Origin of the sequence: Laedolimicola ammoniilytica, from assembly GCF_025567165.1 — a bacterium.
Taxonomy (GTDB): domain Bacteria; phylum Bacillota; class Clostridia; order Lachnospirales; family Lachnospiraceae; genus Laedolimicola; species Laedolimicola ammoniilytica.
In genome coordinates, this window is record NZ_JAOQKC010000015.1 from 13,774 (window position 1) to 29,126 (window position 15,353).

17 protein-coding genes are annotated in these 15,353 nt (G+C 53.9%); 1 reads left to right on the forward strand and 16 read right to left on the reverse strand.

Annotation, left to right across the window (positions count from 1 at the left end; all coding sequences use genetic code 11):
* Window positions 1–2 precede the first annotated feature (2 nt).
* From OCV63_RS11475 to OCV63_RS11550, 16 genes are all read right to left on the reverse strand, one after another.
* A complete protein-coding gene (locus tag OCV63_RS11475; protein WP_158363986.1) occupies window positions 3–1,244 on the reverse strand; it encodes a glutamate-5-semialdehyde dehydrogenase in 1,242 nt (413 codons plus the stop codon).
* Window positions 1,245–1,841, reverse strand: a complete 597-nt coding sequence (locus OCV63_RS11480; protein ID WP_262670826.1) for a 5-formyltetrahydrofolate cyclo-ligase — start codon at window positions 1,839–1,841, stop codon at window positions 1,245–1,247.
* Entirely contained in the window at window positions 1,816–2,040 is a 225-nt protein-coding gene (locus tag OCV63_RS11485) for a DUF896 domain-containing protein (protein WP_158363987.1), read from the reverse strand. Before OCV63_RS11485 ends, OCV63_RS11480 begins: the two co-directional genes overlap by 26 nt.
* Entirely contained in the window at window positions 2,041–2,904 is an 864-nt protein-coding gene (locus OCV63_RS11490) for a patatin-like phospholipase family protein (protein ID WP_158363989.1), read from the reverse strand.
* Window positions 2,901–3,752 carry a glutamate 5-kinase gene (gene proB, locus OCV63_RS11495; protein WP_158363991.1) on the reverse strand — a complete coding sequence of 284 codons (852 nt, stop codon included), beginning with the start codon at window positions 3,750–3,752 and terminating at the stop codon, window positions 2,901–2,903. The genes OCV63_RS11490 and proB overlap by 4 nt, the downstream gene beginning before the upstream one ends.
* A 61-nt stretch (window positions 3,753–3,813) precedes the next feature.
* Window positions 3,814–4,278: a hypothetical protein gene (locus OCV63_RS11500; RefSeq protein ID WP_158363993.1), complete on the reverse strand. Its 465-nt coding sequence runs from the start codon at window positions 4,276–4,278 to the stop codon at window positions 3,814–3,816.
* A 58-nt stretch (window positions 4,279–4,336) separates the two neighbouring features.
* Window positions 4,337–5,995 (reverse strand): putative polysaccharide biosynthesis protein, encoded by a 1,659-nt coding sequence (locus OCV63_RS11505; RefSeq protein WP_158363995.1) that lies wholly within the window; start codon window positions 5,993–5,995, stop codon window positions 4,337–4,339.
* 14 nt (window positions 5,996–6,009) lie between these two features.
* On the reverse strand, window positions 6,010–7,191 hold the full coding sequence (locus OCV63_RS11510) for a DUF3048 domain-containing protein (RefSeq protein WP_158363997.1): 1,182 nt from the start codon (window positions 7,189–7,191) through the stop codon (window positions 6,010–6,012).
* 13 nt (window positions 7,192–7,204) lie between these two features.
* Window positions 7,205–7,705 (reverse strand): rRNA maturation RNase YbeY, encoded by a 501-nt coding sequence (gene ybeY / locus OCV63_RS11515; RefSeq protein ID WP_158363999.1) that lies wholly within the window; start codon window positions 7,703–7,705, stop codon window positions 7,205–7,207.
* Complete coding sequence (locus OCV63_RS11520) at window positions 7,683–8,672, reverse strand: PhoH family protein (protein ID WP_158364097.1); 990 nt, start codon at window positions 8,670–8,672, stop codon at window positions 7,683–7,685. Before OCV63_RS11520 ends, ybeY begins: the two co-directional genes overlap by 23 nt.
* Window positions 8,673–8,685: 13 nt before the next feature.
* Window positions 8,686–9,912 (reverse strand): sporulation protein YqfD, encoded by a 1,227-nt coding sequence (yqfD, locus tag OCV63_RS11525; RefSeq protein ID WP_262670827.1) that lies wholly within the window; start codon window positions 9,910–9,912, stop codon window positions 8,686–8,688.
* Window positions 9,906–10,166, reverse strand: coding sequence for a YabP/YqfC family sporulation protein (locus tag OCV63_RS11530; RefSeq protein WP_158364003.1), 261 nt, complete (start codon window positions 10,164–10,166; stop codon window positions 9,906–9,908). The genes yqfD and OCV63_RS11530 overlap by 7 nt, the downstream gene beginning before the upstream one ends.
* Before the next feature lie 175 nt (window positions 10,167–10,341).
* Window positions 10,342–10,884 carry a DUF2284 domain-containing protein gene (locus OCV63_RS11535; protein WP_262670828.1) on the reverse strand — a complete coding sequence of 181 codons (543 nt, stop codon included), beginning with the start codon at window positions 10,882–10,884 and terminating at the stop codon, window positions 10,342–10,344.
* Window positions 10,885–10,897: 13 nt separating this feature from the next.
* On the reverse strand, window positions 10,898–11,884 hold the full coding sequence (locus OCV63_RS11540; protein WP_158364007.1) for a diaminopimelate dehydrogenase: 987 nt from the start codon (window positions 11,882–11,884) through the stop codon (window positions 10,898–10,900).
* A gap of 4 nt (window positions 11,885–11,888) precedes the next feature.
* Entirely contained in the window at window positions 11,889–12,500 is a 612-nt protein-coding gene (locus tag OCV63_RS11545) for a hypothetical protein (RefSeq protein ID WP_158364009.1), read from the reverse strand.
* Window positions 12,501–12,631: 131 nt separating this feature from the next.
* On the reverse strand, window positions 12,632–13,759 hold the full coding sequence (locus OCV63_RS11550) for a D-alanyl-D-alanine carboxypeptidase family protein (protein ID WP_262670829.1): 1,128 nt from the start codon (window positions 13,757–13,759) through the stop codon (window positions 12,632–12,634).
* Window positions 13,760–13,914: 155 nt separating this feature from the next.
* On the opposite strand from OCV63_RS11550, the gene OCV63_RS11555 reads away from it, so the two are divergent.
* On the forward strand, window positions 13,915–15,324 hold the full coding sequence (locus OCV63_RS11555; protein WP_262670830.1) for an alanine/glycine:cation symporter family protein: 1,410 nt from the start codon (window positions 13,915–13,917) through the stop codon (window positions 15,322–15,324).
* The last annotated feature ends 29 nt before the right edge of the window (window positions 15,325–15,353 follow it).

Here is a 15,353-nt window from a genome sequence, read left to right on the forward strand (position 1 = left end):
GGTTACCCCCTTACCTGGCCACTGCCGGTAATCTCGTATTTATAAGAAGTAAGCGCTACCAGTCCCATGGGGCCTCTGGCGTGCAGCTTCTGGGTGCTGATGCCGATCTCCGCGCCGAAGCCGAACTCAAAGCCGTCGGTAAAGCGGGTCGAAGCGTTCACATAGACCGCCGCCGCGTCCACTTCCTTTAAAAATTTCTCTGCATGTTCTTTATTTTCTGTGATAATCGCCTCAGAGTGGCCTGTATTATAGCGGTTGATATGGGCAATGGCCTCCTCCACCGTATCCACAGTCTTCACCGAGAGAATGTAGTCCAGATACTCGGTTCCCCAGTCCTCCTCGGTAGCCGGCGTCATCGCTACCGCTTCCCGGGCCGCCTCGTCGCCCCGCAGCTCCACGTTTTTCTCCTGCAGGCGCTTCGCCAAAAGCGGCAGAAAGGCGTCTTTCACCTTCCGGTTTACCACCAGAGATTCGCAGGCGTTGCAGACGCCGATGCGCTGGGTCTTGGCATTGTATACAATATTCACAGCCATTTCGAGATCCGCGGCCTCGTCTACATAGATGTGGCAGTTGCCGGAACCAGTCTCGATGACCGGGATCGTACTGTTATTTACAACCGTAGCGATAAGTCCCGCGCTTCCTCTTGGGATCAACACATCTATGTACCTGTTCAGCTTCATAAAAACTGCCGCCGTCTCACGGCTGGTATCAGTCAGGAGCTGTATAGAGCTCTCCGGGCAGCCGTTCGCTGCAAGGGCTTTCTGAAGCACCTCAGTAATGGCCTGATTGGAATGAATCGCGTCGCTTCCGCCCCGTAGCACCACCGGATTACCGGTCTTAAAGCAGAGTCCGAAGGCGTCCGCCGTCACATTGGGCCGGGCCTCGTAAATGATACCGATGACGCCAAGGGGCACCCGCACCTGGCGGATATGGAGGCCGTTCTCCGGCACCCAGTCCTTCATGACCTCGCCCACCGGATCCGGCAGATCCGCGATCTGGCGAAGTCCTTCCGCCATGCCCGCGATGCGCTCCTTTGTAAGCTTCAATCGATCCAGAAGTCCCGGCTTCATCCCCCGCTCCTGTCCCGCCTGCATGTCCTTTTCATTGGCCACAAGGATCTTTTCCTGTTCGCTCACAAGAAGCTCCGCCGCCTTCAAAAGCACCCGGTCTTTCTCTTCCCGGGTCATCACACGTAAAATCGGCTCCGCCTCTTTTGCTCTCTGTCCAATGCACTCTAATGTCATCTATACCCTCCCAATTACCCGTTTCTCTGTCACGATTTTCTCCGGACAGATGTCAAACGTTTCATAAGGAACCTCTTTTTTTACCTGGAATTCAAAAGCCAGCGCCACTCTGGAAAGCTTCGGATGCGCCTCCAGGAAACGGTCGTAAAAGCCTCCGCCGTAGCCAATCCGATGACGCTCTTCGTCAAAGGCCACGCCCGGCATCAGCATCAGAGCCTTTTCCTCATCGCCGGTTTCATCCGCCGCGTGCTTTTCAAACGGCTCCCGGATACCGAAATAGCCCTCCTCCAGATCATTTTCCAGAGAAGTGATGTAGAAGAACTTCATATCCTGCCCCAGCACCTTCGGCACGGCCACTCTTTTTCCGTCAGCCCAGGCCGCCCGGATGATATCGGAGGTCTCCACCTCATGCTTGCAGTCCACATAGGCATAGATCACCTCAGCCTCCCGGTACTCCGGCAGAGTCAGCACCTGATCCCGCACGCCCAGACTCAGCTCATGGATCTGCTCGTCCGTATGGGCCGCCCGCAGCGCCTTGATTTCCTTTCGCAGCGCTTTCTTTAAATCCTTTTTAGTTTCCTTTCCTGTCTGCATCATACTTTTCACCCAGATTTACGACGCTTCCGTCTTTTTCCTTGATATCAATGTTGTTGAGCTGTCCGCGCAGGTTCATGCGGACGGCCTCGATATATTCCAGGCGCAGCAGCTTCTGCTCTTTCTTCTCCGCATCGGTCAGCCCCTCCGCCTTGGAACGGCGGTACAGCTCGTTGATGCGCGCAATCTTCTGTGGATCCATTTACTTTTCTCCTTCCCATCCCGCAAAGGACGCCGCTTTTTCAAAAATGTCCTGTGCGTATTCATATCCGTGATTGTAAAAATCTGTTAAAATTTCTACGTGATTCTCCGTATTCTTGACCACCGGAACCTGCGGACGGATCACAAAGACATGGCCCCGGTGTTCCAGATCCTCAATGAGCTCCATGGTGCGGTTGTAATAATAGGCCCGGTACTTGATGGCACGAATCAGATTCGGGTACTTCTGGTACATAATCTGCGCCATTTTCAATGTCTTCTTCGCGGGCGCTTTCCGGTAGCCCTCCTGTCTCGTCAGGATGATAATGGGCTTCTTCACGCCGTCATGCAGAGCTTTTCGAATCGGCACGGAATCCGCCACGCCGCCGTCCACCATGGGCGTGCCATCTACATCTACGATGGGCGATACCACCGGGAGACTGGACGAAGCCCGGCAGATGGTCATCAGCCGCTGACGGTCGCTTTTCTCCGACAGGTACTCGGCCTTGCCGGTCAGGGCGTTGGTGGCCGTCAGAATGCACTCCATGCCAGAGGAAAAGAATGTGTCGTAGTCAAAGGGAATGATCTTATTTGGAAAAATATCAAAGATCAAATCCATATTGAAGAGGCTGTGAGTCTTCACCAGGGATTTAAGTCCCACATAGCTTCCGGCCTCCAGAAAATCAATGGTACACAGCTTCATCCGCCCCGGCTGGTGGGACGCATAGTCCACCGCGTTGCAGGCTCCCGCCGACACGCCGATTACATAGGGCAGATACATGCCCTGTTCCATAAAATAGTCCAGTACGCCGGCTGTAAATACGCCTCTGGTGCCGCCGCCCTCCAGTACCATTCCTGCTTTTTTCATGAGAAATGCGCCTCCAGAAATGTTTTTAAATCAAAATGTTCATCCTTATGTGCCTGGAAAAAGGTTCCATACTGCCCGCCACCCACGATCTTGTGAATGACGCTCATATCGCCGCCGTTGGCAATCAGCATATCCGCGCCTGCCGCGGTGGCAAGCTCCGCCGCGATAAGCTTGGTGGCCATGCCGCCGGTTCCCACGCTGCTCACTGCATCCTTTCCCATCCCCATCAGATCCTCGTTCAGATATTCCACGAAGGGGACAAACTCCGCGTCCGGGTTCGTGTTCGGGTTATCTGTGTAAAGGCCGTTGATGTCCGAGAGCAGGATCAACAGATCTGCGTCCACCAGGGAAGCCACGATGGCCGACAGGGTGTCATTGTCGCCATGGAGAATCTCAAAGGTGGAGATACTGTCGTTGGCATTGACTACCGGGATGGCTCCTAAGTTCAACAGCTCTCCGAAGGTATCCTGGGCATGTCTGCGGTTCTTCGGATTGATCATGGTGTTGCGGGTCATCAGAATCTGTGCCGCCACCTGATTATACTCGGCGAAGAACTTCTGATAGATCATCATCAGTCTCGCCTGACCGATAGCCGCGCAGGCCTGCTTCATGGGAATGCTGTCCGGCTTTTCTGTAAGGCCCGCGGCTTTTCTTCCCACACCGATGGCGCCGGAGGTGACCAGAATCACGTCCTTGCCCTGATTGTGCAGATCCGAAAGCTCCCGCACCAGATGTTCCACCTTGATGAGATCCAGGCCGCCAGTCTCCTTATGAATCAGCGAGGAGGTTCCCACCTTTACCACAATGCGTTTTTTATCTTTTATTTTCTCTCTATACTCTGTATCCATGTCTTTTGTCCTTTACTTGTAGTCCATTTAACTTTACACCATAATGACCGGAATAGCAAGTTTAACTGGAGTAATTCTCCAAGAAATCATAGAGCGCCTGTTCGCTCTCCACGCTCTTTCCGGCACGGATTTCCTGCTGTAAGGCTTCCGGAAGCAATGATAATGGTATGTCTGTGGTCTCGTACAGGGTCGTGCCGTCTTCCCGGTAAATGGCAAGATACCCGTCCCTTTCTTTCAGATAAAACAGCGCCGTATCCGAAGTTTCCGTATCCAAAGCTTCTTCGTCCGGTTCCCGCGTCTCCCGGCCCTCCGGCTGTTTCTCCGTAGAGTCTGTGGTCTCCGCCCGCACCGTATCCCGCCCCGCAGCCGCCTGCTCTCTGGTCAGAAGCTCCAGGCTCTCAATCTGCGCCAGAAGTCTGGCCCGCTCCTGTTCCAGGGCCCGCTCCGAGGTCAGACTGCCGGAATAATAGGCCAGGCCCATCAGAATCCCGATCCCTGCCATAGCCGCCAGAATTCGTTTTGCCATAAAAAACCCTCCTTTTTTGAATAGTATGTCCAAAAAGAAGGGTTTTCATTTCGAAACTTTATAGAAGATGAATTTTCTTCAGGATCCGAACCAGCGTTCTTCCTTTGGGGAAGGCCCGCAGTTCGTCCTCGGTGATGCCGTGCAGCAGCAGGATAAAGAAGGCGTAAAGGATCACCGCCAGACCCAGGCAGAGAACCGTGGAAATCCGCACACCGATCACCTTATGGAGCGGCTGATACAGAAGCCAGACGGCCAGCGCCATAATCAGGGAGGATACAGCCGGAATCACAAAAGTCCGTTTGATCTCCTGATGATAATCCAGATGCTTTCGAATGGCCGCGCCGTTCAGGATACACATGAGAACAGCGAAGAACATATAGGCAATGACCACACCATAGATATGGAGCCTGCCAAACTGTACCAGTCCAATCATCAGAAGCAGATGGGTCACCAAGGCAATGACTGCATTCCGCACCGGAATCTGCATCTGGTCGATGCCCTGGAGGATACCGTTGGTCAGGGTGGACAGGCCGTAGAAAATGACGGAAGCCGAACCAATCAGAAAGAGCTTCGGCGCGATCTCATTGCTGTTCCAGGACAAAAGATCCAGGATCGGCTCACCCAGAGCCGTCAGGCCGAAGGCACTGGGGATACAGATCATCATAACCATACGGATAGCACCCTCTGTTTTCCTGCGCATCTCGTCCCAGTCGCCGGAAATCCGTGCTCTGGTGAGCGCCGGGATTGTAGACGCGGACAGGGCTGACGCTACGGCAATGGGCACATTGGTCAGAAGCTTATATTTGCCCACGTAGATGCCCCAGTAGATCTCCACCGTGCTCTTATCCGCTTTCTGCACATCCAGCATCAGATATTTGAACACGCCCTGATCCACGATGCCGCTGATATTATAGACTGCCGTGCTTAAGATAACGGGTACGATGGTCATTATCAGAACCCGCAGGGTGCTTGCGTAGCTCTCCTGCCGACTCACATGATCCCGGCGCATACTTTTCTGGAGCACCCGGTTGTACATGAGCATAACCATAATCAGGAACAGAAGGCCGGCCGCCGCGCCCAGGCTGGTACCCAGGGTACTTCCGGCCGCGCCGTAGATGGCTCCGCTCTTGCCGTTCGTGATGCCTGCCGCTGCATCCAGCTTCACGCCGTAAGAGAACAGATAACTGGCCGCCGCGATACTCACGATGGCGTTGACGATCTGCTCAATGATCTGGGAAATAGCCGTAGGCATCATGGTTCCCATGCCCTGGAAAAAGCCCCGGAGTACGCCCATCACCGCCATGACAAAGACCGCCAAAGCCAGCACCTTCAGGCATAGCTCACTTTCCGGCGTATTGAGAAGGGTTCCCGTAAAGAATCCTGCGCCGAAGAAGGTCAGAGCCGAACCGGCCGCGCCCACCACCAGGGCCATGTAGAGGGCTCCCTTAAAGGCCCGCCAGGAATTGCGGTATTCGCCCAGCGCCACCCTGGCCGATACCACCTTGGATACCGCCAGGGGCAGGCTGTAAGAGGATATCAATAAGATTACATTGTAGATCTCGTAGGCTGCGGAATAATAATCATTTCCATGGTCCGTGATGATATTGGTGACCGGCAGCCGGTAGAGAAGTCCGATGATCCGGCTCACGATGGACGCGATAGCCAGAATGCTGCCCTGCATAATATAGTTGGATTTTGAGCTGTTTTTCTTTCCCATGATTCCGCTTTTCCTTACTGAACGACCACGTCATCCTTATAATCATTCCAGATGATACAGATAAAGGTCTTTCCGTTATTCAATACTATTTCCTGCTCGTTTTCATCGTAATAACGGGCCGGAGTGCCAAGTTCTCCCGGATTCTTCCAGTAGCCGTCGATCTCCTTGCCATTGGTGAACACTTTACATTCATTGCCGTTGGACTGAGTTGCGAAATGCAGATAGTCCTTGGCGTCCAGCACATTGCCGTCACAGTATTGGAAAATGACGTTAGTTACCGCCACCTGCTGTCCGTTCAGTTCGTCCGTGTGGGGATTGCCGTAGGTCCAGCGATAGTACTTCCGATCAGAGGCATTGTACTTGAAGGTTGCCCTGACGCCGCCAAAGCCGTTTTTGCCGCCGTCTCCGCCAGGTTTCAGAACCGTAGCGTCCGGATAGCCCTGATACTCCGCGATCTCGCCCGTATCCGCAAACTTGAATTTGCCCGGGTAATCCTCTGGCATGGTCATATCATACCCTTTTTTCTCGATATCCTTCAAAATGCCCTTGGGAAATGCGTAGAGCGTATGCTCCGTAGCCTTACCCGGACGGCTGATGCGGTCGTACATGGCCGTGGCCGGATGCTTGATGCCCTTGGTTCCGCCTGACAGCACGTCGAATTTACCGCTGTTCAGATCTGAAAGCGCGTACTGGGCCTGTCCGAAATGGGCGTACACCGGATGGAACTCCTGGGCAAAATGAAGATAATAGAGACGGCAGCTTCGCACGGAGCCGATTCTTCCCAGATTCTTCCAGTCCTCAAAAACGCCCATCCAGCGGGTGATACGCCCCTCCACCGGGCACTCGTAGATGACCGACGCGTTCGATACGCCGGACATGGGAAGCGCCGCCGAGGTATTATTTAACATGATGGCCAGCGGCCTGGTTTTCCCAAGCTCCTCGTCGATCCATTCACCGCTGAAATAGCTTCGAATCTTGCCGTCTACCACCTCGCGGGGAGCCGGTTTTTCTTTCTCTCCTGCAGTATCGTCTTCGTTATCCGTCTGCTCCTCTTTCTCCCAGGCGATGACCTCCGCCTCGGTGTTGAATGTATCTTCTTTGGCCTCCTGTGTCTCTGCCTTTCCGCAGCCCGCCGTTATCATAAGGCCTGCGGCCAGACACAGCATGCCCAGTTTCTTCAGGTACCCCTGCTTCATCCGGAAATCCTCCCTAACGTAAAATATTCAGGCTTTCCAGAATGGCAGCCTGCTTCGCCTCCATCACCTTTGCCTCCTCCGGTACCATGTGATCGTAGCCGAAAAGGTGCAGCATACTGTGGGCGATCAGGAACGCGTACTCCCGCGTCCGGCTGTGACCGTATTTCTCGGCCTGCTCCATGACCTTGTCCACGGAAATGACGATGTCGCCCAGCACCAGTTCGCCACTCTCTGGGTTAAAGCAGTCCTCCTCATCCTCCTCCACAAAAGAGAAATCCGCCGGGGTCTCATACTCCAGCATCGGGAAAGACAGGACGTCTGTGGGACGGTCAATCCCCCGGTGCTCCCGGTTCATCTCGTGAATGCCCGCGTCATCGGTCAGAAGCAGATTGACCTCCGCCTCGTAGGGACATTTCTCATAATCCAGCGCCGCCTCGATGACCTTCCTGGCGATGCCTTCCGTGTCCACGTCCGGCAGGGTCTTATTGCTTTCATCTTCTACGTTGATAGTCATGGCTGTCCTTTCTGGAGCTTCTGCGCTCCTGGGCTTTCTCATAAGTCTCGTATGCCTGAACGATCTTCTGTACCAGCGGATGACGCACCACATCCTTGCTGGTGAGCTCGCAAAAGCCGATGTCCTCCACCCTGGAGAGCACCTTCAGTGCCACCTCCAGGCCGGACTTGGTGCCGCTTGGCAGGTCCTTCTGGCTGGCGTCGCCGGTCACGATGACCTTGGATCCGAAGCCGATACGGGTCAGAAACATCTTCATCTGGGCCGGGGTCGTATTCTGGGCCTCGTCCAGGATAATAAAGGCATTGTCCAGGGTACGGCCGCGCATATAAGCAAGGGGAGCTACCTCGATCAACCCCTTTTCCATATTTTTCAGAAAGCTCTCCGCGCCCATGATCTGATACAGGGCGTCGTAAAGAGGCCGCAGGTAGGGATCCACCTTACTCTGCAGATCGCCCGGCAGAAAGCCCAGCTTCTCACCGGCCTCGATGGCGGGACGGGTCAGGATAATCCGGCTCACCTCATTATTTTTAAAGGCAGTAATTGCCATGGCCATGGCCAGATAGGTCTTGCCGGTTCCGGCCGGTCCGGTGCCAAATACGATCATATGATTCCGGATCAGATCCACATATTTCTTCTGACCCAGGGTCTTGGGCTTGATGGGCTTGCCTGCGATGGTATGGCAGATAAGCTCTTTGTCGATCTCCACGACTGCCTGCTCCTGTCCCTCCATAGAGAGTGCCAGGGCGTAGTCCACGTTCTGTTCCTGAATCACATTGCCGCGTCTCGAGAGCTCCAGAAGCTGCTCGATAACCCGGGCTGCCTGCCTGGTGTACTCAGACGGTCCCAGAATCTTCACCTCGCCGTCCCGGGCAATGACCGATACCTTCAGGGCCTGCTCTATTTTTTTGATATGGCTGTCGAACTGTCCGAACACATTGCTCTGATGCTCGGCCGGTACGTCCAGCATCTTTTCCACGATATTACTCAAGTACTGACTGCTCCTTCTGTCTGATCTTCGGAACCGCAATCTCTTCCAGGACTTCGATCTTGCCCTTCGAGACGCAAAAATTCCTGCCAATATCTATTTTAACATCATTTCTGACAATTTGAACCCCTTTTTGCAGTAAATTATTTAAAAATTCATTAAGATCCGTTTCCGCCAGGGCTTTTGCCCCTTTTTTCGTATACTTTTCCGTGTAAAGCTCATATTCGGCCCGCTCCAGGGTCCCGAAGGACAGGGGCAGGTAAAAATTTCCGGTTAAATGCAGCGGATACTCTTTTTCCACAGTGGTATACAGGGGAAAGGTTCTGGGATCCGTAAGGGCAACGAGCCCGTTCCCGGCCTTCAGATAGATCCCGTAACGCTTCTTTCCGGTAAAATGCCTGGCCTCATGGGACATGGAAAACTGATTTTCATAGCGGTATACAGTTCTGGCCCAGACATCGCCGTCAGCCCGCACTTCCTGATAACCGGTCACCTCGCCGTTGTCGTCCCGGATTTCCACCGCGCCGTCGATGAGCACGGTTCCGGCTTCCACCTCGTCCCCTGGCTGTACTCGGGCTGTGCCGCTTCGCACCAGAATACTGGTGATAACGCCCGGACGTTCTGCGCAGAGATCTGCAGCTTCTTCCTTCGTCTCCACCGGATTTTTCTGAACCTCCGCTTCCAGATCCTGATTTTCCCGGACGCGGATGATGAGCTGGGTTCCTCTGATCCGGGCCGACACCCAGGTCAGATCCGGGAAATGAATCCGCAGCAGCGACTGGATTTCCTTACAGTCCACCGCGCTCTTTTGCATGCCATGGACCACCTGTTCCTCCGCCAGATAATCCAGCAAAACATCCGTACTCCGGGCCCGGTTGCCCTCGATGCGGATGTCCCAGATAAACAGGGACAGCACGTAGAGCAGCAGACAGCAGGCCAGCATCCCGACGGGGAACATCTTCCGTCGCCGATTCCGGTACAGAAAAAAAGGAAGCCCATGGCGCTCGGTAATGACAAGATGCGCCCGGGCCTTTCTGCACAGGGGCCGGATTTTTCGAAAATCCCGGATACTGAGATTCATTTCATATTCATTTTCCATATTCTGTAAGTCCCACAGGACAATTCCCCGGGCTTTACAGAGATTCAGGAAGCGTTCCGGCGAGTAGCCCCGGATGCGAATCCGCACGTAACCCTTCAGATAACGGAACAACCAAATCAGCAATATTTCACCTCCAGAAGCTCTCCGGTGATTTTCATTTCCTCATTGGTATAATAGGCAATATCAAGCCCCGTCCCGTGAATCTCCAGCTTGCAGGTGCGGGTCTGGATCCGGATGAGCTCATCCGTATACTCAATGAGGCTCATGTAGTTCTCCACATAAGCCTCATGCTTTCCGGTAATGGTCAGAATCACTGCACCCAGCGTCAGATCCTTTGGCAGATTCAGAGCATCTGTCAGCCGCTCCTTTACGCTCATGAATTCCGGACCTTTGTTTTCCTTACCTCACTATATGCAGTTTTCTTTCCGCCTATGCCCGTTTATATAGAATCCTGCGTTGCAGGATTCTCCGCCTGCGGCAGGTCGCTTTAGCGACATAATTCCACTCTGCCGCAGTGCGATCCCCCGGAGGGTTGTACAACAGGGAATTCTATCAGAATTTCCTGTTGTATAAAATGAGACTGAACCAGGTCACCAGTCCGCTTCCGCCCATAAAGGTGATGCCATTTTTCTCCGCCAGCTCCGTCACCAGGATGCCGTAGCTCTCAATGCAGGGGAACATCCGATCCGGATGACGACAGGGTGCGTCCGGGTAGGCGCATTTCTCACAGATGGCACAGGACTCCGTGGAAAGCACTTGCATGTTCCCGCAGAAATCCTGCATCTCATCCCGGATCTGCCTAGTAATCTCCTCATGCTCCCGGCGTGTGGCCAACATAGCGGACATATCCTCCGTATCCACGCCCTCGGCAATGGTGGTAAACATCAATACGTCCTCGTATCCGAGGCACCGTTTCCGGCACTCCTCCACTGTCCCCACCGCAGGCGGACAGGACCAGGATGTGCCGTAGCGGGGACATTCAGTCTGGCAGATATAACGCACCTCCTCCCGGAAAGGAATCTCCTTCGGACTTACAAAGGCATATTCACAGACCGGGTAGGCGCTTAATTTAGCTTCGATTTTTCCACGCAGCATATCCATTCTGTTCTTACAGCAGGGTTGCCCGCAGTTCTTCTCCACTCTTGGCGCTTAAGTAAGCCGGAGCCACGTCAAATACGGTCTTGCAGCCGCTCAGGCCCTCCTGGCTCATGCGGTAAGCCGCTCTCGCGTAAGCCACCAGCACGCTGGAAGTAAACTCCGGGTTGGAATCCAGCTTCAGGGTATATTCGATCAGGTGATGATTCTCCTTTTCCCGTCCGGTCACGCCGCTTCGAAGCACGAATCCGCCATGAGGCAGACGGCTGTGATACTGCTGCATCTCCTCTTCGGTAATGAAATGAACGGTGGTATCATAGTCTGCGAAATAATTGGGCATGGTCGTGATCTCTTCTTCTATTTTTGCGGGATCAGCGCCCTCCTCCAGAACGACAAAGCATTCTCTTGTATGCTTTTCCCGGGTAGTCAGCTCCGGATTCTTTCCGGCCCGCACAGCCTCCAGAGCGCTCTCCACAGGGATGGTGTACTGTCTTGCGTCCTTGACGCCCTTGATCCGACGGATCGCGTCAGAATGGCCCTGGCTTACGCCCTTGCCCCAGAAGGTGTAATCCTTGCCCTCCGGCAGAATTGCGCCTGCATACATACGGTTCAGGGAAAACAGGCCCGGATCCCAGCCTACGGAAATAATGGCTACCCTGCCGCTCTTCTTCGCCTCTGCGTCCACATCCGCGAAATGCTTCGGAATCTGTGCGTGGGTGTCGAAGCTGTCGATGACATTGAAATATTTTGCGTACTCCGGCGTCTGCTTCGGCAGGTCGGTGGCACTTCCGCCGCAGAGAATCAGGACGTCCAGTTCGTCCTTCCAGTCCGCCAGCTTGGAGGCACTTACAACCTCTGCTGTCTCAGACCAGATGTGTAGATCCTCCGGATTTCTTCTGGTAAATACCGCCTTCAGCTCCATATCCGGATTCTGGGCCACCGCGCACTCTACGCCTCTTCCCAGATTGCCGTATCCCATAATTCCTACTCTGATACTCATTTTTCTACTCCTCTTTCTTTTCCTTATATAGAATCAGGCCGCCCTTCTTCTCATGGCCTGTGTTCCACAGATCATCCATATCCAGCCACTTGCTTCCGCCGTAGGTCACCGCTTTGACCATAGCGATATCTCCCGCCGTGTCGTAGCCGGTCAGCAGAAACCAGTGCCATACATAATCGGCAAACAGAGGGTTCTCATGCTTCAGAATCAGGCAGGGTACCGGGAAGCCTCTGTCAACGGAAGCTATGACTGCAGCCTTCGCCTTTTCCACATCCTCCGTACCGGGGAGCGGCTCCATATGAACGGTGTCGCAGCCATTATCTGCCAGATATTTTCCAAAACCGTCCATATAAATCTCCAGCGAGTCAATGCCTGTATGGCGTGGTTTCAGATAAGGCTTCATCTTCATACCGAACTTTACGTAATCCTTTTTCGTCAGTGCTGTCTTTTCATAGGGATAGAGCCCGGAGGTTCCCTTATAACAGTCGAAGTAAATGCTGCTGTCGCAGGCGGTCACCGCCGCGCAGCCTCCGATCTTCATCATGGGATCCCAAAACCAGTCCTGATTTCCTCCATAAGAATGTTCAATCGTAAAATAGTCCAGTTCCTTCTGCATACTATGTAAGCCGCGTCCTTTCCTGTTGCTCAAGGAAATGAGAGCACATCTGTAAATTCCTGCGCTCCCATTTCTGTTCCTATTATAATTTTTTGCGTTCGGATAGTCAATGTTTTCTTACACATCTTCGGCTACTCTGTGTAGTTTGCATAGACCGCTACATGGTCGTAGATGCACCTCCAGGCGCTGTGGGCGTCCGCTGTCACGCAGATATACTGGCGTCCGCTGTCCGACTTACTAGAGCTCACCGCGCAGTTGCCGGACTGTACCACGTAGCCGGTCTTCGCGCCGATAATTTCCCCATGGGTGTCCTTGTCTTCGATCCGCCGCAGGAACCAGTTGGAAATGGTGATGCCGTCCGGGTGCTGCTCGGTAGAAGAGGTCACATAAGTCCGGGTGTTCAGAATCTCCCGGCAAAGCTCGTTATCCATAGCTGCTTCCATAATCACCGCCAGATCATACAGCGTACAGTAATGATTGTCGTCGTAGAGTCCCACACAGTTGGTGAAATGAGCACTGCCGGAGAGTCCCAGCTCCTGAAGCTTCTGATTCATCAGCTCCACAAAACCGTCCAGGGAACCGGAAACGTAACAGGCCAGGCCTGCCGCCGCGTCGCCTCCGGAGGGCAGGATGGTTCCATATAAGAGATCTTTTACGGTCACGGTCTCATTTTCATCGAAACCCACGGCGCTGCAATCGTGGGAATAGCTGTAGTCGGTGATCTCCCGGGTGATGGTAAAGGTGTCACTAAGATTCGACACGTGCTCCACCGCCACCAGAAGGGTCAGCACCTTGGTCATGGACGCCGGGCTGATCCGGTCGCCTGCGCCCCGCTGATACAGAACCGTACGGTTGTCCGCATCCACCAAAAGGGCCCGGGTACTGGTGACCTCGTCACTGCCCAGATAAGGAGCCGTGTCCAGACCGCTGATGGCATAATCGCCAGTTGACACATAGGGGAAACTGGTCTCTGTACCTGTATCTCCCGCAGCACCTGTGTCCGCCGGTACTGCGGCCTTCAGCTTTGTCTTCTGTGTCAGATAGATGCTCTCCACGGTTCCCTTCTCGGATTTATTGCTAATTCGCCGGACGGTCGTGACGCCAAGTACTACCACCAAAATCAGGACCAGTCCCATACATGCAAGGACCATCGCCCGCCTGATTCTGGCCTGCCGCCGTCTTCTTCTGCGCCGCTCAGCCCGCCGTCTGGCACGCCCGCGCTCCCATGCTTCGTCGTTCTCTTCTTCTATATTAATCACTGGGAACCTCCCATTTTCCATATATTATAAATTTTTGTATTTATTATGTTTGTTTAATTTCTTTGCTATTTTACCAGAAATTTTTCCCGGTTTCAATATACAAACCCGGGAATCTAAGGTATACTAAAAGAATAAAGAAAAAAGGGAGACGGCTTATGACTTACTTTATGAATCTGATTCACCTTGTATACAATTTCCTCTGGGGCGATCTGGTGACCCTTCCCCTGCCTGGAGGAAGCTCTCTGGGGCTTTCGCTGCTGGTGCTGCTTCTGGCCCCGGCGGGAATTTATTTTACGATCCGAACCCGGGGACTTCCCTTCCGACTATTTCCGGAAATGCTCCGGGTCTCCATCGAAAAGCGCAGTCCGGAGCACAAAGACGGGATCTCGGGGCTTCAGGCCCTGATCGTCTCCACGGCCACCCGGGTGGGCATGGGAAATCTCATCGGCGTGGTGGCGGCCATCTCTGCCGGAGGACCGGGTGCAGTCTTCTGGATGTGGGTGATGGCTCTTCTGGGCTCCTCCACCGCTTTCGCGGAGGCCACGCTGGCCCAGATCTACAAGCAGCGGGATCCCCTCTACGGCGGCTTCCGGGGCGGCCCGGCCTATTATATTCACGCCCTGTTCGTGAAGCCCGGAAGCAAAAAGAAGCGTTCCGTCATTGCGGTGCTCTTCGCCCTCTCCGGTCTCCTGTGCTGGTGCGGCATCAGCCAGGTTATCGGAAATTCCGTATCCTCAGCCTTTCAGAACGCCTTCCACATCCCGCCGCTGTACACCACTATTGTACTGGTTCTGGTGGCTGCTTTCATCGTACTTCGGAAAAACGCGACTGTGAAGGTGCTGGATGTGGTGGTTCCGATTATGGCGGGCCTGTATTTTGTCCTGACACTTTTCATCATTTTCAAAAATATCGGACAGGTTCCCGCCGTCTTCGCCCGCATTTTTGCAGAAGCCTTTGGCGTCCGTCAGGCTGTTGCCGGAGGCATGGGCGCAGTCGTTATGAACGGTATCAAGCGCGGCCTCTTCTCCAACGAAGCAGGAAGCGGTTCCGCCCCCTGCGCAGCAGCCGCAGCTGACATCAGCCATCCGGCTAAGGAGGGACTTCTGCAGGCCCTGGGCGTCTTCATAGACACCCTGCTCATCTGCAGCTGTTCAGCTCTGATTATGCTTCTGACGCCTGTCTCTCTGACCGACGGGCTCCAGGGCATGGATCTGTTACAGACCGCCATGCGCTACCACATCGGTGAAATCGGCGTGATCTTTATCGCTGTCATTCTATGGTTATTCAGCTTCTCCACCTTTATCGGGATCCTGTTTTACGCCCGTTCCAATGTGGCCTACCTCTTCGGCGATAACTGGATCTCCCAGACTCTTTACAAGGTACTGGCCCTGGTGATGCTCTTTATCGGTGGACTGGCGGCCTACACCTTCGTCTGGGATCTGGGCGACATCGGTATCGGCCTGATGACCATCTTCAATATGATAGCACTGATTCCCCTGTCTCCAAAGGTGATCGAAAGTCTGAAGGATTACGAGCAGAATCACCGGCATGATAAGACGCTGTAAATTCATCGTTTTCCGAAACACAAGCAGCC

Excerpts from the sequence above, each read along its gene's own strand:
- OCV63_RS11475 (WP_158363986.1), bottom strand. The coding sequence starts at position 1,244 with ATGACATTAGAGTGCATTGGACAGAGAGCAAAAGAGGCGGAGCCGATT.
- OCV63_RS11480 (WP_262670826.1), bottom strand. The coding sequence starts at position 1,841 with ATGATGCAGACAGGAAAGGAAACTAAAAAGGATTTAAAGAAAGCGCTG.
- OCV63_RS11485 (WP_158363987.1), bottom strand. The coding sequence starts at position 2,040 with ATGGATCCACAGAAGATTGCGCGCATCAACGAGCTGTACCGCCGTTCC.
- OCV63_RS11490 (WP_158363989.1), bottom strand. The coding sequence starts at position 2,904 with ATGAAAAAAGCAGGAATGGTACTGGAGGGCGGCGGCACCAGAGGCGTA.
- proB (WP_158363991.1), bottom strand. The coding sequence starts at position 3,752 with ATGGATACAGAGTATAGAGAGAAAATAAAAGATAAAAAACGCATTGTG.
- OCV63_RS11500 (WP_158363993.1), bottom strand. The coding sequence starts at position 4,278 with ATGGCAAAACGAATTCTGGCGGCTATGGCAGGGATCGGGATTCTGATG.
- OCV63_RS11505 (WP_158363995.1), bottom strand. The coding sequence starts at position 5,995 with ATGGGAAAGAAAAACAGCTCAAAATCCAACTATATTATGCAGGGCAGC.
- OCV63_RS11510 (WP_158363997.1), bottom strand. The coding sequence starts at position 7,191 with ATGAAGCAGGGGTACCTGAAGAAACTGGGCATGCTGTGTCTGGCCGCA.
- ybeY (WP_158363999.1), bottom strand. The coding sequence starts at position 7,705 with ATGACTATCAACGTAGAAGATGAAAGCAATAAGACCCTGCCGGACGTG.
- OCV63_RS11520 (WP_158364097.1), bottom strand. The coding sequence starts at position 8,672 with ATGCTGGACGTACCGGCCGAGCATCAGAGCAATGTGTTCGGACAGTTC.
- OCV63_RS11530 (WP_158364003.1), bottom strand. The coding sequence starts at position 10,166 with ATGAGCGTAAAGGAGCGGCTGACAGATGCTCTGAATCTGCCAAAGGAT.
- OCV63_RS11535 (WP_262670828.1), bottom strand. The coding sequence starts at position 10,884 with ATGCTGCGTGGAAAAATCGAAGCTAAATTAAGCGCCTACCCGGTCTGT.
- OCV63_RS11540 (WP_158364007.1), bottom strand. The coding sequence starts at position 11,884 with ATGAGTATCAGAGTAGGAATTATGGGATACGGCAATCTGGGAAGAGGC.
- OCV63_RS11545 (WP_158364009.1), bottom strand. The coding sequence starts at position 12,500 with ATGCAGAAGGAACTGGACTATTTTACGATTGAACATTCTTATGGAGGA.
- OCV63_RS11555 (WP_262670830.1), top strand. The coding sequence starts at position 13,915 with ATGACTTACTTTATGAATCTGATTCACCTTGTATACAATTTCCTCTGG.